The following is a 19,229-nucleotide window of genomic DNA, read 5'->3' as shown; positions in this document are numbered from 1 at the left end:
ACCTTGAAACATATTGGCTAGACCAGTCGATGTTGCATAGTGATTTTGACTTATCAAATAGTCGCTATACATATCAAGAAGATCCAGTTTCATTTTTTGTCCTTAAAAACTTACGGACGAAAAATATGATTATTTCAAGCAAAAATCAACTATTGCTGCGTAACATCAGTGAGTAAGAATAATATTCATGTTTTGAGCAGAGGAGTGATAATAGATCAAGATCATATTCTCCTAGCGTATGATCCAAGGCCGCACCCCAACCATTATTATGAATTAAATGTCCCTTTTATTATCTTCCTGGGGGCATATTGATTTTCAAGAATCTGCATTCAATGCACTGATTCGCGAGATAAAAGAAGAAACAGGATTTGAAGCAGCAATAGAAAAATTTTTAGCATTATTGAACATGCATGGAATTTTCCAGGTGATGAGGTTTGCTGTCATACGCACGAAATTAATCTTATTTTTAAGCTCAATATTACAGAGCTTAAACTCGGAGATGTTTTGCCGCAGAAAGAAGAACACGTTGCTTTCGAATGGCTACCAATTGACTCGCTATACGGAATCGATCTTCGTCCCTTACCACTTAAATCCGCTTTATCTAAATGGTTGGAAGGTACTAACGATAATATATTTTGGAGCACAATGAAATGAATAACCTTGCTTTGCGTCATTCCCCAATGCATGTTGAATTTGGACCAAAAGGTGGAAAGCTATTTAGAGTTATGCAGTAGTTTGCTGAAATGCTAGCAGCTAGTGAAAACAACCTCATTATCGACGAAGTGATATTTGATGAAGAAGCATTAAAAGCGTATGTACATCATTTAAAGACTCATACAGTTTATTACATCGGCGTTTTTTGTGATCTAGCAGTGATGCAAGAACGCAAGATTTTAAGGCGTGATCGCTGCATTGATCTTTCAAATGATCAGATCGATAGAGTACACCAAAGCGTTTTAAATTCATGAGAGTTTTGACGTTTAGATAGTTTTATATCAAAATACGACTATAGTGTAGCATTAAGGTCATCAGCAATGCATTGCAAGAAGTGCAATTCCGAAAACTGCATAAGGAACGGTATAGTACGCAAGGTTCAGAGCTATAAGTGAAGGAATAAGGTTATAACTTTGTTGAAGGTGATAAGAGGGGCAAAAAAGGAAATGGCTGTCAAAAAAGCCTTATGCGTCATTTTATACTCTTTAGCTAAGGCATCATTCTCTTTCTATTATATACAGGTATGGGGTTGCAGAGATGGAAAAAATACAAAAATCTGAGATTTCAGGGCACATTCAAGCAGTGGAATTTGATGAAATGTGGCATTTTTTCCAAAAAAAGTCAAAAACTCTGAATTATCAAAGCTGTTGATCGTAGCACACGGAGAACTTTACAGGAAATCGTGATGCTGCAACATTCAAACGACTTTACGAAAAAGTCAAACATCTGAAAAATTGCACTATTTTATACTGATGACTGGGATGCTTTCTCTAAAGTCTCTACCAAAAAACCGCCATAGTATTGGAAAATCAGGCACTGTATGCATAGAGCAAGATAATGGTAATACAAAACATCACCTAGGACGCATGACGAGATCCACTAAAGTAGTTTCCAAGAAGGAAATTTATGGTATACGGATCAATCAAGCTTTGGTGTGCGCTTACGACACCAGAAATCTTTAATCACTATCAAAAAACACTGCTATCTATTCTTTAGGTGAAAATTCTCAAAATTTATAACCTTTTTTTTAAATTTATACTATATGGACGCGTTGACATTATTTACCTTTTTAGACAAAATATAGTATATATCGCATTGTAATCCAACTGTTTTTACTATATGTTCAAAGACTTCAAAACATTTAATCCATGTCCGATCATTACCAAAATACATGCAGACACTTCGGTGTCAACTCATGATATCATGAATCTTAAAACTGGGGTTACGGAAGGCTTTTCTCATTAATTTTAACAAATTAGATGTACAACACCACAAGTAGGCTATGATCTTTTAATTTACATAAATTTCTGCAGGAGAGTTGCTCGAAGCAAGAAATGCTGTATTTGCCGCAGCTGTGTTTGCCGCAGCTGTGTTTGCCGCATTTGTAGCAGCAACAGTTGCAAGAACGGCTGCTGTTCCGGCAACAGCAGGCCAACCATATCCTCCTCCACTTGAGTTCAAACCGGATCCAAGACCTACTGCTCCATATTTGTTGGAAGAAATATTTACAGGAGCTCTTTCTGAAAGATTTGAAGTACCGTTTGAAAGATTAGAAGCGCTACTTGTTCTTACTCCGTTTCGATTTTTTTGAACGGCGTTAAAAAATTGATTGTTCGTATTAAGATTTTTTTTAATTTTTATCGCACTATTTTGAAACGCAGGTGTTCCTACGGCTCTGTGTGATTGCAGAATATGACGGACTCCACCTCTAGCATTCCCTTTCGTATGTATGATACTCATTCCTATTAATAATAAAAAATAAATTTTTTTCATGTTTGTACATATGTTATAAATTTCTATTTTAAATCATACCCTCAAAAAGTAAAAAAAACCAATATTCATCATTACAGTTAAGTAATTTAGCTTGAAAGCAGGACAAGAGGGATACTATTTTTAAGATAAAATGACAAAGAAACACTACAGCTTAAATCTAAGGGAAAAAGTAATAAAATATATTAAGCTTAGTAACGCTCAAAACACGACATCCAAAATATTTAGGTGGTGGATCAGGTACCAAGAAGCAGTCCACGCTTAGGCAAAAAGGGCAAAATAGACTCAAGAGAAGCTAAAGGTTTATGTCGAAGGCCAATGAAGATAAAACGATAGAAGAGATAGAAAAACTACTTAATGCTAGTATATTCTGCGTATCGGCGACTAAAGAAGCTAAGATTTAGCTATAAAAAAAATGATAAAGCGGTATTGAGATGACCATTTGTGCAGAACGCAGGATGGGGCAAAAAGGGGAAAAAGCTTTCTGCCAAAAAGAGTGGTAAATTATTATAGCTGGGTATGTGAACACTTAGGGGATTTAATGGTTCTTGTCATACATAAATTATTTGAAGCTTGGGTAAAAGAGTTATAGAATCAGAACCTGGGAAAATTGGATAATTATGCATTTCATAGATCCCAAAAAACGAAAAAGTTGATCGAATTTGTAGCTTGTCAACTGCTCTTTTTATCGCTATACTCACCTGATTTGAATCCAATAGAGAAACTTTTGGCACATATGAAGCGATGGGTTACGAACCAAATTAACCAGTTTGATAAACTTTACGAAGCTATTGCCGTATTCTTTCAAATTCTATTTTCATGCTAAATTACTATATCATCCCAAAGCGGATCCAGAAAAAAAATCTACGTTTTGCATAAGAGTAACGCAATTTCAAAGTGAGGGAAAGGGAAATAATCGATGAAATCGGCTTTGCTCATGACATGCCAAGAACGCATAGATCATGGATAAAGAAATAGCGTTGGCTACGGTAATCATAATGGGGAAGAAAGAACCAGCTTCAGTAAGCGGTACTTTGAGAGCTATGGGATTGTTATCTGGCTCTATAAATACAAAGATAATTTACATGTTGTGTGGATCAGCTTTTGTTACCAAATTCTCTTGAGCGATGCGTAAGTATCATGAGCAACGCCTCATTTCATAAAGGTAACGAGATGAAAAAGATGATCGAAGATGCTGAGCGTACTATACTTCCCCTTCTATATTCTCTTAGATCTTAATCTTACCGAGAAAAAAATGAGCTCAGGAAAAACAAATGCGCCGCTCCACTCATTGCCTGCTATTGAGGATTTTTTTAATCACCATTAGCTATAACTCTTTTATACTGGCTATATGGTTTACAAGACAATCAAACAGTTCTATTACTTTCAAGATAACCCAAAAAATGCCAGTTATATGACCGCATTAGTTATCATTCTTTAGTTAAATGTCTCACAACTGCTAAAACTTTCCTTTTGCGTTTCTATTTTTTGTCGAAACTCTTATGTGGCGTTGCTAAATTTGTTTACAAAGCTCAGAACGTTCTTTTTTAGAAATGAGCAAATATAAACCAAAAATAAACATGGGCGTACTGTACAATTGACCTGGACTAATCCATTCATAATCAAACCATGACACTTCTGGTTCCCTTGTATACTCACACATCCAACGTGCTATGGCATATCCTATTAAAAAAAAACCAGAAAGTGCGCCTTTATGTTGGACAACACGGGTCTTAAAAGCAAGAACGTTCATTATAATAAATAAAATAACACCCTCAAAAAAAGCTTCATATAATTGACTAGGATGACGAGGAACGCAATCTACATTTGGAAACACGATACCATACTTCCAAGGAATTCCATACAGTTCTTGATTTAAAAAGTTTGCAATTCTTCCCAAAAAAATTCCTAAAGGAGCACCACATAAAAAACAATCTGTTAAAGAGTACCACGAAAGTTTTCTACGCTTGCAAAATAGCCAACTGCTAAAAACACATGCCACAACAGCCCCATGAAACGCCATTCCCCCTTTCCATACCGAAAAAATTTCTAACGGATGTTGCGCAAAATAAAGCGGAGAATACAAAAAAACATACCCTAACCTCCCCCCAATGATCACAGAGGGCATAATAGTCATAAAAAAATCAGACAATATCATAGGGCATAAAAAGAATACGCGACGCTTAACTAAAAAATATCCCCAACGCCAAGCCAAAATACTTCCAAAAGCATACGCCATCCCGTACCATCGTATAGGATAAGAAAACAAATAAAACGCAATCGGAGAAGGAAAATTCATATACAAAACTCACAAATCTATTTATGCTCAATCATAGTTCATCTACTTAAAAAGGAGTATTCATTTGGTCAAAAAAGATTTGATTATTATCTGTTAGACCTAATTTATCTAATAAAAACTCTGTGGCTTCCCCTCCTGGGGCCATAGAACTCAAAACCTTTCTTAAAACCCACATGCGTTGTAAATACTTTGGATCGACCAACCTTTCCTCTTTTCGTGTCCCTGACCTGGAGACATCCAATGCAGGAAAAATTCGACGCTCTGCGACTTTTCTATCCAAATAAATTTCGGCATTTCCTGTTCCTTTAAATTCTTCAAAAATCACTTCCTCCATTCGAGACCCCGTTTCTACTAAAGCAGTAGCAATAATAGTTAAAGACCCCTTCTCTTCTACATTTCTGGCCGCACCAAACAAACGTTTAGGACGTTGCAACGCATTTGCATCCACTCCTCCCGTTAATACCTTTCCAGAAGAAGGAAGAACGGTATTATATGCTCGAGCCAGCCGAGTTAATGAATCTAAGAGAATAACAACATCTTTTTTGCACTCCACAAGACGCTTAGCTTTTTCAATGACCATTTCTGCCAATTGAACATGCCGCGCTGCAGGTTCATCAAAAGTAGAACTCACCACTTCTCCTTTGACAAATCGAGCCATTTCGGTTGCCTCTTCTGGACGTTCATCAATCAACATAACCATTAAAACAACATCTGGATGATTTTCCTGAATAGCTTGAGCTAAATTTTGAAGAATGACAGTTTTTCCTGTCCTAGGGGGAGCCACAATAAGAGCACGCTGCCCCAAACCCAAAGGAACAATCAACTCTATTGCTCGCAACGTCAAGCGCGCGTTATCTATCCGATCAGCATTTTTTTTCTTTAAAGACTTGACCACAGTACCTGAAGCATCAACCTTATCGGTTAATTCTAAATTTAATTTTCGTTGAGGAAAAAGAGGGGTTAAATTTTCAAAAGGAATACGATGAAACGTCTTACTCGGCTCATCAAAATTAATGGCTGTAATCGATTTTAAAGAAAAATACCGTTCCTCATCTCTACTAGGAGGGACAACAATTCCTTCAATAACGTCTCCCGTCTTTAAATAATGACTGCGAATAAAAGACTGAGAAACGTAAACATCTGAGATTCCTGGCAAATAATTAACTTCTGGATAACGTAAAAATCCAAACTGATCTGCCAAGATTTCTAAAACTCCCTCACACAGAATTTCTTTTCCTTGCTCAAAGTGCTTCCTTAAAACTTTTATTATAATTTCTTCCCCTTTTAAGCTTGCACTCTCGATTCCCAATGACTCGGCCATGGATCTTAAACTTAACGGAGAACATTTTCTTAACTCACTTACTTTAATCATGAAAAATCCACAAAAAAAAATACCCCTAGCATACAGAGGCTCGCACCCAAAGAGTATATAATTTTTTTCCTTTTAGCAAGACCTCTTTTAACGTATCAGCATTTATTAGAATAAGGTACCTCTCAAATTCTTTCTGATAAGATCAGCGCGCGTTAAAACAGAAAAAAGCACCTAAAAAACACACAAGTACAAAATTTAAAATTCAAAAATATATAGTAATAATCATTTCGTATTTCCTAAAATACTTGATGAGTTTTTATAAAAAAAATATTTTTGCACTAATTCAGGAAGAGACATATCATTAACAATAATACTTTGTAATGTTAAATTTTTTCTATTATATTGTAATAATAAATCTGTGCTGATTTTATAAATATCTTTATTTTTATTCAAAGTACTGATCGGAGCTATCAAAAGATCATAAACTTTTTTGTAATGTTCTGGAGTCTTTTTTTCAAAATATTTGAGTAAATTTTCCCAATTTAAATCCAAAAAGATACGCAAAACAGACAAATCTTTAGGTTCAACATGATGTTCCGAACGCAACGAAGCTTTTGCTTTTCCTTGATCTGCAAAGCCTATTTCAAAAATCAGATCTTGTTTAAAAGCTAATTTTGTTAAATTTTCAACAAAATCAGAAATTTTTTTTCTTAATCTCTCATTTATCTGACCTTCTGTTTTTGTATTATTTTTTTCATGTTCAGCATTTTTTTCTGTTTCTTTAGCCATGATCATTAACGCATTACATTCTTTGGAATCAACCTCCCCATTAAAAAAAATATTGAAATTCACAGGGAAAAAAATATTTTTTAAATCTTGCGTATTAATCAATTTTAAAGTATTCAAAAATAATTCTGGAGCCTTAAAAAAATGAGAAATTTCGTAAAGCATTAAAAAGAAATCCGTTTCAAAAAAAAATCTCAGCTGAGAAGTTAAATTTGTCTTGGAACGTTCTCTAACCACAGAAGGTTCGTTGATAGCGTAATATAAACTTCCAGAACTTAGTAAACGTTTTTGTTTATAAAAATCAAATCTCCACGCATTATTTCTCTCGCTTTTATCATTGAAATGTACTGATCCCGTGTAATTTTTAAATCTTATATTATGATGACCTTCTATACAATTTTTTAAACTAGAAGCAGCAAGAAATAATTTCGTTCCTGACAAATTTTTTATCGTTTTCAGTAAAGTAAACGCTTGCTTAGGATCTATATTTCCATCAAAGGACAGTTCAAAATCTTTAACGCGGTCTAGAGAAAATTTTACAACAAGGTGTCCCCATTTTTTGGAAAAAAGATTTTTCCAATTTGGTGAAATTTTAAAATAAGCAGACAATTTTTGATTAAAAAATTTTAAAAAATTCATATGAACTGTGACGATAGGAAAAGGAAAATATTCCTCACGAACTTCATAAAATTTAATAAATTTTTTGTATGAATTTTTTAAGAGTTCAGAACGAATTTTAGAGCCAACGTACCACCCTGATCCGACACAAAATCCGACATACCCAATAAAGACATTTCCCATTAACCACAAAATTTGTCGGCTTTTCCCAGAAGAACGACTTATTTCAGTCATAGCATCCCCGTCTCTAAAATAATAATTTCTTTCGCATTATAACAAAAAAAGGAAAACACACAATACAACAATTGATTGTTTTTCATAAAAAAACAATCCATTCAATTAAAAATAGTATAGATAATGAATGTACAAAAAAGAAGGAGAAAAGAAATTAGACCTGGTGCGTAAGTACTTTTTGAGAAAGAGGGGCAGAGTTTTGTTTAGAGTGTATCTTTTTCAAATTTTGTTTTAAGCAAGAGAAAATTTATTTTTGAGGTTAATGATACCCGAAACACTATTAGGTGTTTAGTTCCACATTTTTATGGTATAACCTATAAGGAACTAAAGAAGGCTAATTTATGGGAAGTATCATGAAAATGCCAAAACGATGCTTTGAGTCCGAAAAAAATACAAAACTCTGTACAGAGCACCGCTAAAAATAGTAAAGCGTCTGGCCCTTCAGTTTTGAAGTGGAAGAAAGCCGGTTGTGTTCAAGATAAACGCTCTGGATCTGAGCAGCCAAAGCATTTTATTTGTAACAGAAGCAAAAGATTGTGTGTGAATTCAGACGCGTTTCTAAGCTTTCTGCTTAATAATGTTTATAGTGCTTTGAAGGAGAAGATTCCCAATTTCATGGGCTCTAATCTGCATCGATGCCTCAAAAGACTAAATATCTTACCCAAAAAAAGAGTTGGCCCCTGAAAAAAAGAAATGTATCCCTTTGGATTTGTTCATATTGACAGTACAAAAGGTCCGCACAGATCAAGGGAAATGCTACATTTTTTTGGCCATTGATCGGGCCACGAAGTACGTTTATGTCGAGCTCCATTCAAAGATGTCGGTTGACAAGTCAAGTGCATTTTTGAAAAATATGATCGCCCATTGTTTTTGTAAAATAACGAAAATTCTCACAGACAATGGGGCGCAATTTACCTATAAACCGCTTGCGCAACACCTGAGGCCAAAAAACAAACGTACCCCTTTGATGTGATGTGCAAGGAGCATAACATTGAACACAGGCTCACTAAATTCAAGCATCCTTGGACCAACGCTCAGGTCGAAGTCACCAACAGATCCCTCAAACAACGCACAACAAAAGCTTACTTTTACAAAAACCTCGATGAGCTAAAGCGCCAACGATGACTTTTGTGCTTTACTATAATCATCAAATAAAGCTGAAATCATTTAAGTATCAGCCCCCCCCTTGATATTATCATGTTAGAATTTGAACGTAACACGTCAAATTTTAATCATAATCCAAACCACATGTTGTGGGGACTAAAAAGCTAAAGAGTATAAAATAACGCATAAAGCTTTTTTGACAGCCGTTTCCCTTTTGCCACCTTCAACAAAGGTATAACCTCATTCCTTCACTTATAGCTCTGAACCTTGCGTACTATACCGTTCCTTATGCAGTTTTCGGAATTATACTTCTTGCAATGCATTGCTGATGACCTTAATACGACACTATAGTCGTATGTTGACATAAATCTATCTAAACGTAAAAACTCTCAATTTTTTTATAGCTAAAGCCTAGCTTCTTTAACCGCCGATACACAGAAATACTAGCATTAAATAGTTTTTCTATCTTCTGTTCATTTTTGATCTTCGTTGGCTTTCGACATAAACCCTTAACTTTTTTGGGTCTATTTTTAGCTTGCTGCCTGAGCGTGGTTTAGCTCTAATGGACCATGCTCTTGGTACCTGATCCATCACCTACTTACGCTACTTCTTGGATGTCGTGTTTTGAGTGTTACCAAGCTTAATATATTCTATTACTCTCTCCCTTAGATCTAAGCTGTAGTGTTTTTTTGTCATCTTCTCTTAAAAATAGCATCTCCTTGTCCCGCTTTTAAGCTAAATTACTATATATGGACGCGTTAACATTATCTACCTTTTCAGACAGAATGAACAATATTTATGTTATGATTCAACTGTTTTTGCTATATGGAATATAAAGGCATCCAAAAGCTACATACTCAATAGAAATTGCCCAAAAAAAATCCTAATAAAAAAAATTTTAAAAAAGTAAGATAAAAATACAGAGCAAGAACTCAAAAGTGAACGAGTAATAAAGACATCAGAATGGTTAAATGGTTCAAAACGATATTTGACATATACAAAAGTAGACGTAAAAGATTTTGCATGAGACTGAATTCAATTTTCGCTATTTACAACATAAAATTAAGATGAAAACAGTTTCACAAGAGGTCTTTCTTACCTCATTTTTTATACTCTTTCTGCCTTTTTACACAGCTTTTGCTATAAATAAATTACAAGTTATAAAATATTTTTGATTTTTGCGATCCAATTTTGTCAAACTATAGATAAGAACTCTCATTATATTCATGTGATGTTAACAGATTTGAGATTATATCCCATAGATGACTCTAATTCATTCAGAAATAAATTTTCTGCATACCCATCTTTTTTACATAAATGTGCACAAACATTTTTTTCGGTCAAAAAAGAAGTACCTTTGATTCAAAATATTTATGGACACTATATTCGACTACATCCGCTACCTTTCAAATATGGTTCTATCATTACGGGAAACGGACCTTGCCCTCCTTCTTCTCAAATACTAAAACCAGGTGTAAAACTAGAAGTACATTGTATCCAACCCCTTCAAACTCTTTATATAAAGGGGCCTCAAACCATAAAACTTGATCATCCTTGTGTGCCTAATTCAGTTTTTTTGATTCACGAAAGTCACAGTACTCCTCTTGCGGTTCAAAATTTTAATGAACCGATTTTTGATATTTCGTCAGAAAATTATGGATTTATAAGTTATTGTCCTATTCTTTTTATGATTTTAATAAATTTTGATGTAAAATTTACAGAAGAACACGGAGAGGGAGCGCACTGGACCATTATTTTAGAAGAATACTAAGCTCAATAAAATTAAGTATTGAATGATTTTTACATTTTTTAAATATTTTCATTTTAAATTTTGACACGTCTATTACGTAAATTATTCTTTGATGTAAAATTTTATAGAAAGAACGCATCAACTTTACAGAAATAGACCTTTTGAGAAACTACAATATAGCAAAAACAGTTGAATTATAACATAAATATTGTTCATTCTGTCTAAAAAGGTAGATAATGTCAACACGTCCATATATAGTAATTTAGCTTGAAAGCGGGACAAGGAAATGCTATTTTTAAGAGAAAATGATAAAAAAACACTACAGCTTAGATCTAAGGGAGAGAGTAATAGTATATATTAAGTTTGGTAACGCTCAAAACACGACATCCAAGATATTTAGGTAGTAGATTAGGTGCCAAAAAGTAGGCCACGCTTAGGAAGTAAGGGCAAAATAGACTAAGAGAAGCCACGGATTTATGTCGAAGGCCAACGAAGATAAAAAATGAGCAGAAGATAGAAAAACTATTTAATGCTAATATTTCTGCGCATCGGAGGTTAAAGAAGCCAGGCTTTAGCTATAAAAAAAACTTTACCTATTTTCAAGCAAGCCAAGAAAAACGAAAGCGATATAAAGAAACTACAAAAAGCATACCTTAAAAAAGTCTTGTATATATTGATGAAAGCGGTATTGAGATGACCATTTGTGCAGAATACAGAATGGGGCAGAAAGGGAATAAAGCTTTCTACCAAAAAAAGGGGTAAATATTATAGCTGGGTATGTTAATCATAAATGGATAACACCTATGATATTTAATGATTCTTGTAATACAAAATTATTTGAAGCTTGGGTAACAAAGGTATGGATTAAGAAATTAGAACCTGGGCAAATTGTAATAATGAATAATGCTGCATTTCATAGATCATAAAGAACGAAAAAGTTGATCGAATCTGTAGGTTGTCAACTCATCTTTTTACCGCCATACTCACCCGATTTGAATCCAATCGAGAAATTTTTGGCACATATGAAGCGATGGGTTAAGAACCAAATTAACCAGTTTGATAAACTTTACAAGGCTATTTCCGAATCCTTTCAAATCCCATTTTCATACTAAATCACTATAACATAGGCCCAAAAACTAAACTTTTTTGAGCCCCGTTTATTTTATACTAAAAAATTATTTCGCTTCAATAACAGAAGAAAATTCTTCCCAATTTAATTTTTTTATTAACTGCGTTTTAAATGCTTCATTTACAGCTTTTTTGTTTAAGATATCTTGTATAAATTCAGTACGCTTTTTCTCTGAAAGCGGAGCATTGGTAATAGAAGAACAAATATTTTTTATTAAAAAGTCGCCAACCTTAGCATTAGTTGCTTGAAAAAGAGTGAAAAGCATGACTCCTTCATCTATCATGAACTCTTTTCCAAAAAAATTAATTTTTTTAAGACACGTCTCCGCAAAAGAATCGTTTGTAGCACTCAATATACTATGAAGCAGAGATGCAGAAGAATACCAATTTAAGGTATCTTCTTCTCCTTCCGCTCTTACATTTTCACGTGAAAGTAATTCGTTTAATTTATTAAAATTTAATTTATCTGTAAAGGCTTGGACTGTCTCTGGATTTTTCGATATCGCACATATTCTAAAAATTTCATCAAGTTTTGGAATGTTTTTTAAAAAATCATCTTCACAACATCGAAATTTAGCTAACAAAAGCTCTACCTCATTATTATAGCTCGACAAAGGAAGTATTCTCAGTGCAATACTTGCATTTTCCCAAAAATCTTGATCCTCTTTTTTAAAATCAAATTTTGATATATTCTTAATAACTTTAGTTGTATCCACGTTTTCAAAATCGTATCTTTTATCTTTATATTGCTTAAGCTTTAAAAATTTATCAAAGCACCATTTGATTGCAACTGAAATAAAGTCAGATGAATGCGTTAAAAGAGAGGTATTAATTTCTGAGAACATGAGTTTTGGTAATAAAATATTCTTTTTTTCTTCCAAAAGCTGGTGTCTTGGATCAAAAGAGGCGAATTTATTGTCTTTTGTAAAAAGGCTATATATGACTTGATAAAACTCTGAATTGGCATCAAAGGTCTTCATTGAAAAACAGTCTGGATCTAACCGATCTAAAATCATCGCAGACGTATAAAGATCTGAACGAATCACTTTTGTCAGGATTGATTGACGTTGCTCGTCGCTCAGAGTATCGATTTTTTCTTTAAAATCAAAAAGGTGTAAAAATTTTTCTGCTCGTAGATTATAAAAATTTTCCCTCCAGTTATCATAATTAATTTTGTTTTGAGTATCCTCAGAGAATAAGTCAGTCCATTCATTTGGAAATAAAACATCTCTCATTAAAGAATCAAATAAAAAAAATGGAAGTGTCTTTAAGTTTTTTTTCACATCTAAATTATCCAAAGCGTATGCTACAATATCATCATGATTTGAATATAAAATTTTCTTAAATATATCAATAAAATCAAAAGAGCTCAGATTATTTATTCTTTCTTTCAAATCAAAAATATCCAAAACATTAGTCGTCAAGTCAAAATTTATTTTTTTTGTACTATAAAAAATTTCTCTTACTAATGAATGCAAAAAATGGTTATCAAATTTATTTGCTCTTTCCTTAAAATTTCCAGATTGTAAAATATTTTTGATCAATGTAGAAAAATTTTCTGAAGATACCATCAAACCTATTGTTTCTCCAAAATTAATATCACCAAACTGATTAAATCTTTCCTCTAAATCTAAATTTTTTAAGCATTCTGTTGCAAAACTAGGTGTATCTGAACACAAAATTTTTGACATGACACCTAAAAAATCATAATGATTTAATTTTTTGACTCTTTCTTTAAAATTTAACGTATGAAGGACGCTTTCAACCAACTGAGGAGAATTTTTCAAGGCATTATCAACCAGAAAAGGAACGCTTTTCAAAATAGTAGTAGCTAACTGAGGTAAATCTTCAAATACAGGGGTAACTGACTGAGAAAAATTTTTTGAAGATAAAATAGCATCGATGAACTGCACAAATTCCTCATCACTAAAAGTCCCTATTCTTTCTTTGAAATCTGAACTTTTTAAATAATTTTTTGCTGTAGGAGTATTTGCAAACAATATTCCAGGCATTACACGTAAAAAATCAGAATGATTTAATGTACCGATTCTTTCTTTAAAATGCACAGACTGTAACACATTTTCAACCAACTTTGGAAATTTTTGTGAAAATAAAATGCAACCTATTGTTTCGGAAAACTCGCGATGATTTAATGCATTAAATTTTTCTGAAAAATCTACAGATTGTAAGGTATCTTCAACATATTGAGGAAAATCTTTTGAAAAGAGAAGACAAGTGATTGCTTTGGAAAATTCATAGTCATTAAAGGTGCTCAATCTTTCTGAGAGGTTTAACGCGCTTAAGCAGTTCTTTGTAAAATTTAAAGCACCTGAAAAAAAAATTTCATCGATAAGACATAAGAAATCAGAATTATTCAGCTTTCCTGCTCTTTTTGTAAAATTTAAAGACTGCAAGGCATTTTCAGTAAGATCTTGGGTTCTCCCTGAATACAAAATGAAACCTACTAACTTAACAAAACTATCATCGTCAATCTGACTTGCTCCTTTTGTAAAACTTGAAGATTGTAAAAGAATTTTAACCAGATTCGCATCATTCTTTAAAGATAATACATCATCCATTAAAAAAATAAAATCATCAGAACTCATCTGATTTATTCTCTTTTTGAAATCTAAGGTGTCTAAAACTTTTTTAGCGATAACAGATGGAGTGGGCTCCAAATTAGAAGAGGATTCTTCATACATATTATCTTTTGTAATGTATTCAATTCCCCTAATTTCTCCAATCAGTTCACCAAGCTCTCCAATCGTTTTACTTTGACCACTCTTGGACAAAATAGATTGTGTGAAGCAAATAAAATTTTTATCAGTAAGATTGTCTGTGATTTTTTTGACTACCTTGAGAGCCAGATCGTGATGATTTTTTTCAGATAATAGAATATTTATAATAACGTTCATGTGGATGTAAGTAAAAAATTCAAGAAGTTCATTGATTTTTTCAGAAATTTTTTCCCAATTAATTTCTTCTATCAAATTTTCAGCATTTTCTTTATCTTGCATAGATAGTAATGTCTTGATACTTCCTAAAACCGCCTCTATGGGGACGTTTTCTGGATTCTTTAGTGTAGTCATACAAGACTCCACGAGAGATTCAGGAAGAGAAAACACTTGAGGCGAAAAAAATGTTAGAAAAAAATAAAAAAATATATTTTTTTTCATGTAATGAAATTATTTTTTTTATGTATTTATGGTAACAAATAAAAAATAAATAGTCAACATATATAAAAATATAATTAATGAAAATTGCGTCATTGAAGTAAAATATACCGCGTGATAAACGTCGTTAAGATATAGCAGGAATTCTGCTATAGTAATTTGGGACGGTTCCTATGCTCAAGCAGATGAAAAAGTGAGATCACGATCAAGAATTAATCAAAGATATAAAAAATTCAATGCTTGTGTAGTAAACTTAAGCTGAGATTCTTCGCATTAAAAAAAATTAAATAAGTATAACAGTGTACCACGACCTTTGCTTGATTCATTATTTCGTATTAGCCCAAAATTATTTCTATAGTTAAATTAAGGTTAAAATATGAATAGATAGCTATGTATAGTAACGAAATAGGTATTGAGCTCACTCTTTTTTAAGATAGAAAATAAGAAATGGGTTGGGAAGAAAAGTAGTACATATTTACGAGAAAAAAATAGTTCTGGATATGTTCATCGCGCATCAATAGCTCCGATGCTTTTTATATGTTATTTTTGCTTTATTTAACTTCATTACGTTTTTAATTTTTTTACTTTAAAAATTTATATGTTGTTTTAAGACTTAATTATTTTTTTTCGTCTATACTGTACGACATAGAGTGCGTAACAGGAATATAATAGATGAGTAAATTTTATACACTTTTTTTAAGCATACTAACGTTAACAATGGGAAGTGCGTTATACGCAGAAGGTTCCGTAAATGCGTGGATTTTGGAAATTATTCAGTCTCAAGTTCCGGAAGATCAAAAAAATGAAAAAGTGATGGCAAAAATTGTTAACGCAGTAAAAGATTTTAAGGATTCCTCCGTGTACGATTCTTCTGCATCAAAAGTGATGGCAGGTCTTTTCTTTAAAGATATTAAGTGGAATGAAATTGACGAGCCAAATTTAACGAAAGTTATTGATAAGTTTTTGAACGAGATCAAGAAGTCTCCTCCAGTTCCTGAGAGAGAGCCTTCTCCAGTTCCTGAGAGAGAGCCTTCTCCGTCTCCTACTACATTTACCCAAACTCAGGCCGATATAATACGGCTTAAGGGTGAAATAGAGATGCAAAAAAAAGTATTAGACGAAAAAATAAATTCGTTAAAAGTTCTTGTAGATTCAGAAAAAAAGTCTATTTCTCAAGAAGAGTCTGAACACTTTGGAACAAAAATAACAAACGTTCTTGACGAATCTATTGCTGATTCAGTAAACGACATGAAAAATGACATTTCTTTTGAGGATGTAGACAAAATTGCTGGAGTTTCTGAAAAAATGTTTTCTGGAAATCTTGAAAAAAAGTTATTTTCAAAACTGAAACAAGGAATAGAAGAAGATCAAAAATCAATAGAATCAACGATTGATGAAGTAGATTAAAGAGAACTTAGAACTTAAAAAAATAAATTTTTCATTTTTTTTGAAAATGTTACTGATTTGAGAATTAACTTTTGTCAATATCTCAAAATCAGTGTATTGGGCAAAAATTTAGCGTTTCAAAGATTAAGATAGTTTAATTTTTATTATATAAACTCAACCTAGAGCTTCTCGTTTAACTGTTTTTTTAGTCCAGAATTCTAGCTTCTAAAATGAAATTTTCTGTAAACACAAGGTACTGTAATCAAATTTTAGATTACAGTATGCAATTCGAATCGTGGACAATAGTTACCCCATATGCAGAAAGAAATGAAGAACACGGCATACTCGAATAGAATCAAGAGGTCATTCTCTTTTACTTCCCTCTTTGGGGAATCTTTTTGTATTTTTTTTAGGATTAGAAATACATTTTTCCTTAGGGTATCCTTTATAGTGATTTCATGTTGAATGGGATTCGATGTGTTTATAAATAAAAAAAAACAACCGATTTAAGGCGACAAGTTATCTGCTCTTTAGATTCAGGAAGGGAGAGCGCGAACACGTCTTATCTTTTTTCTAAAGTGTAGGAAGTGTGTCATCTTTACTTTATTTTTACATAATTTGTTCTGATATCAAATCAATATATTTTTCTATTCTATTTTTTCTATATTAGAAAAATATTTATACATTTTACACGAATTTGTTTAAAATTTATATTTACGTAGCAGGTCTTACGTTGATTTTGAACATTTTTGTGCTGTATCTAAAATCTTTGGTACACGCTTCTATAAAATTAAAAATTAAATAAATTTACTGTTAATTTTAGGTAAACTCTTGATAAAAAACTTATTTCTGATACATTCAATCAAACTGTACCGTGCCCATGTTTTCTTAATATGTATAGATCATCACTTCATTTTATAATATGGATAGGAATACTTTGGATGAGTGGGTGCCAAAAAAAAATCTATCAAGACCCAGAAATTAGAAAAACAAAAGAAGATTTTCTGGCGCTTGCGCAACCTGCCCCTCAACAATATGAAGAATCGTGTTTGAATGTACAGAAAAAAGATCCCAATCCTTGTTGTTACAATACTCCTGTTTCTCTATCTTTATCGGGCCAACTTCCTTTGCAAGAAGTCTTTTTTGAATTAGCCAAGCAATCTAATATCAACATAGTGTTTGATCGTCCGTGCGCAAAAACGACAACAGTATTGTATCATGCGAAAGACAAACCGCTAGAAAAAGTTTTAGATGATCTGAGCTCAACGTATGATTTACGTTATTATTATCATAATGACACACTGCATATTACTCCAGATACACCTAATTTAAAAATTTATAACGTACAATTTTTAATTGGTTCACGAAAAACTCAAACAGAAACTTCTGTAAGAACGGATATTTTGGGGCAGAGTAATAAGAACAAATCTTCGTTTGCACAGGAAAATGGAGCTTCTATCCAAATAAAAAGTCAAAATGAGATCAATTTTTGGGAAGAATTAGAAAAAAATATTCAGTATATCTTGAAAGAACCTATCAATAAAGAAAAACCCGCTTATGCATTAAATCGATATGCTGGTACTCTATCTGTGTGGGGAAACTCTAAACAACATCAGGCTATTGGAAGATACTTAAAACATCTTCAAAAATTAGCAACGACGCAAATTTTAATTGAAGCAAAAATTATAGAAATTGAGCTGACAGACGAACATAAAAATGGTATTCAATGGGATGCGCTTCCAGCGTTAAGTGCTGCAATCAATGCAAAAGCCAGCTTGCAAGAAGGTGCATTTTTTTCATTTTTTGTCGATACTAAAAATTTAAGTGCTTTTGTAAATTTTATGAATAAATTTGGCACAGTACGAACTTTGTCAAACCCAAGATTAACCGTATTAAACAATCAAGCAGCAGTTCTAAAAGTTGCGCGTAACGAAGTGTTTTTTGAAATGCAGATGGATGAAGTGATGATGACTGCCAATTCTCCCCATATTCAAAAAGCTCGTAGCCATATTCAAACTGTTCCTATTGGATTAATTTTGTATGTTCATCCAGTGGTTAATTTTGAAACCGGGCAAATTGTTTTATTTCTTCATCCCACCATCTCTAGAATTATTGACGTAAAGAACGATCCGGCTATAGCGCTGTCTATGAAGGGAATGGCCACAACAGTAAAATCAGAGATTCCAGTTATTCAAGTAAGAGAAATGGATTCTGTTGTGGCTGCAAAAGAAAATCAAGTCATTATTCTTGGAGGTCTGATGGAGGAAACTTCGGACTATAAACGCTCTGGGATTCCACTACTTTGCGACATTCCTTTGCTAGGTCTTTTGTTTAGTTTTAAAGAACGAGTTAAACGTTTGACAGAACTCGTTATTTTATTGCGCCCAAGAATTCTTCGCAGCGATCATCCTAAAAGCATTACTCCTGCAGATCAACGTATTTATCAAGAATTTACTCAAGATCCAAGACCTTTTTCTGTACACACTTCTCAATAAAGTTTTACAAAACAATCAAAATTCGTACTAACCATCTATCTATCTCTGATATACTCACTTTAAATATTTGATATATCCTGTACTGACATATAGTAAATCAGTGTTTAGTTCCACATTCTTATGGTATAACCTATAAGGAACTAAAGGAGGCTAATTTATGGGAAGTATGCTGCATAAAAATGCCAAAACGACACTTTGAGTCCGAAAAGAAATACAAAATTCTGTGGAGAGCTCCGCTAAAAATAGCAAAGCGTCTGTGCCTTCACTATTAAAATTGTTTTGAAGTGAAAGAAAGCCGGTTGTGTTGAAGATAAATCCTCTGGACCTGAGCAGCTAAAGCGTTTTATTTGCAACAGAAGCAAGAGATTGTGTGTGAATTCAGGCGCGTTTCTAAGCTTCCGCTTGATGATGTTTATAGTGCTTTGAAAGAGAAAATTCTCAATCTCATGAGCTCTAATCT

16 protein-coding genes and 1 pseudogene are annotated in these 19,229 nt (G+C 33.0%); 11 read left to right on the top strand and 6 right to left on the bottom strand.

The genetic code is table 11. From position 1 onward, the window contains the following. Positions 1–277 precede the first annotated feature (277 nt). The 3 genes from P618_RS08005 to P618_RS08000 all read left to right on the top strand — a co-directional run bounded on the left by P618_RS08005 (position 278) and on the right by P618_RS08000 (position 1,676). Complete coding sequence (locus tag P618_RS08005; protein WP_024161218.1) at positions 278–649, top strand: NUDIX hydrolase; 372 nt, start codon at positions 278–280, stop codon at positions 647–649. Positions 650–743: 94 nt separating this feature from the next. Further along, positions 744–968 (top strand): phosphotransferase-like protein, encoded by a 225-nt coding sequence (locus P618_RS04595; RefSeq protein WP_024161217.1) that lies wholly within the window; start codon positions 744–746, stop codon positions 966–968. A 498-nt stretch (positions 969–1,466) separates the two neighbouring features. Further along, positions 1,467–1,676 carry an IS1 transposase gene (locus P618_RS08000; protein WP_021827858.1) on the top strand — a complete coding sequence of 70 codons (210 nt, stop codon included), beginning with the start codon at positions 1,467–1,469 and terminating at the stop codon, positions 1,674–1,676. Positions 1,677–2,004: 328 nt separating this feature from the next. Here the strand turns inward: P618_RS08000 and P618_RS04585 are convergent, their stop codons facing one another. Next, positions 2,005–2,487, bottom strand: a complete 483-nt coding sequence (locus tag P618_RS04585) for a hypothetical protein (protein WP_021827857.1) — start codon at positions 2,485–2,487, stop codon at positions 2,005–2,007. A gap of 607 nt (positions 2,488–3,094) precedes the next feature. On the opposite strand from P618_RS04585, the gene P618_RS08875 reads away from it, so the two are divergent. Beyond that, on the top strand, positions 3,095–3,310 hold the full coding sequence (locus tag P618_RS08875) for a transposase (protein ID WP_162147087.1): 216 nt from the start codon (positions 3,095–3,097) through the stop codon (positions 3,308–3,310). Between the two features lie 687 nt (positions 3,311–3,997). On the opposite strand, the gene lgt is transcribed toward P618_RS08875, so the two are convergent. The 3 genes from lgt to P618_RS04570 all read right to left on the bottom strand — a co-directional run bounded on the left by lgt (position 3,998) and on the right by P618_RS04570 (position 7,733). Then, positions 3,998–4,783: a prolipoprotein diacylglyceryl transferase gene (lgt, locus tag P618_RS04580; protein ID WP_021827853.1), complete on the bottom strand. Its 786-nt coding sequence runs from the start codon at positions 4,781–4,783 to the stop codon at positions 3,998–4,000. A gap of 46 nt (positions 4,784–4,829) precedes the next feature. After that, the gene (gene rho, locus P618_RS04575) at positions 4,830–6,155 is read right to left on the bottom strand and encodes a transcription termination factor Rho (protein WP_024161216.1); all 1,326 of its coding nucleotides are present in this window, start codon (positions 6,153–6,155) and stop codon (positions 4,830–4,832) included. A gap of 222 nt (positions 6,156–6,377) precedes the next feature. After that, on the bottom strand, positions 6,378–7,733 hold the full coding sequence (locus P618_RS04570; RefSeq protein WP_021827851.1) for a hypothetical protein: 1,356 nt from the start codon (positions 7,731–7,733) through the stop codon (positions 6,378–6,380). Positions 7,734–8,108: 375 nt separating this feature from the next. Here P618_RS04570 and P618_RS06140 point away from each other — a divergent pair, with 375 nt between their 5' ends. Then, complete coding sequence (locus tag P618_RS06140) at positions 8,109–8,417, top strand: hypothetical protein (RefSeq protein WP_021827850.1); 309 nt, start codon at positions 8,109–8,111, stop codon at positions 8,415–8,417. Beyond that, positions 8,407–8,706: a DDE-type integrase/transposase/recombinase gene (locus P618_RS09480; protein ID WP_021827849.1), complete on the top strand. Its 300-nt coding sequence runs from the start codon at positions 8,407–8,409 to the stop codon at positions 8,704–8,706. Before P618_RS06140 ends, P618_RS09480 begins: the two co-directional genes overlap by 11 nt. Here P618_RS09480 and P618_RS07990 read toward each other — a convergent pair. Continuing rightward, positions 8,649–8,801 (bottom strand): hypothetical protein, encoded by a 153-nt coding sequence (locus tag P618_RS07990; RefSeq protein WP_156919012.1) that lies wholly within the window; start codon positions 8,799–8,801, stop codon positions 8,649–8,651. The two genes, P618_RS09480 and P618_RS07990, sit on opposite strands and share 58 nt — an antisense overlap. Before the next feature lie 1,267 nt (positions 8,802–10,068). Between P618_RS07990 and P618_RS04560 the strand changes: the two genes are divergently transcribed. The 3 genes and pseudogenes from P618_RS04560 (at position 10,069) to P618_RS09470 (ending at position 11,699) form a co-directional block, all read left to right on the top strand. After that, the gene (locus tag P618_RS04560) at positions 10,069–10,608 is read left to right on the top strand and encodes a hypothetical protein (RefSeq protein ID WP_021827848.1); all 540 of its coding nucleotides are present in this window, start codon (positions 10,069–10,071) and stop codon (positions 10,606–10,608) included. Between the two features lie 284 nt (positions 10,609–10,892). Next, positions 10,893–10,991 carry an IS630 transposase-related protein gene (locus P618_RS09475; RefSeq protein ID WP_156919011.1) on the top strand — a complete coding sequence of 33 codons (99 nt, stop codon included), beginning with the start codon at positions 10,893–10,895 and terminating at the stop codon, positions 10,989–10,991. Positions 10,992–11,390: 399 nt separating this feature from the next. Then, positions 11,391–11,699, top strand: a pseudogene (locus tag P618_RS09470) (transposase). Between the two features lie 63 nt (positions 11,700–11,762). Here the strand turns inward: P618_RS09470 and P618_RS04550 are convergent. Beyond that, positions 11,763–14,804 (bottom strand): hypothetical protein, encoded by a 3,042-nt coding sequence (locus P618_RS04550; RefSeq protein ID WP_156919010.1) that lies wholly within the window; start codon positions 14,802–14,804, stop codon positions 11,763–11,765. A 756-nt stretch (positions 14,805–15,560) separates the two neighbouring features. Between P618_RS04550 and P618_RS04545 the strand changes: the two genes are divergently transcribed. Both P618_RS04545 and P618_RS04540 read left to right on the top strand, forming a co-directional pair. Beyond that, positions 15,561–16,295: a hypothetical protein gene (locus P618_RS04545; protein ID WP_024161214.1), complete on the top strand. Its 735-nt coding sequence runs from the start codon at positions 15,561–15,563 to the stop codon at positions 16,293–16,295. Between the two features lie 920 nt (positions 16,296–17,215). Further along, positions 17,216–18,769 carry a secretin N-terminal domain-containing protein gene (locus tag P618_RS04540; RefSeq protein WP_021827845.1) on the top strand — a complete coding sequence of 518 codons (1,554 nt, stop codon included), beginning with the start codon at positions 17,216–17,218 and terminating at the stop codon, positions 18,767–18,769. Positions 18,770–19,229: the final 460 nt, after the last annotated feature.

Source organism: Holospora obtusa F1 (assembly GCF_000469665.2).
In the GTDB taxonomy this organism is placed as follows: Bacteria; Pseudomonadota; Alphaproteobacteria; order Holosporales; family Holosporaceae; genus Holospora; species Holospora obtusa.
Note: the sequence above shows the minus strand (reverse complement) of the source record. Positions and strands in the feature narration are given on the sequence as shown.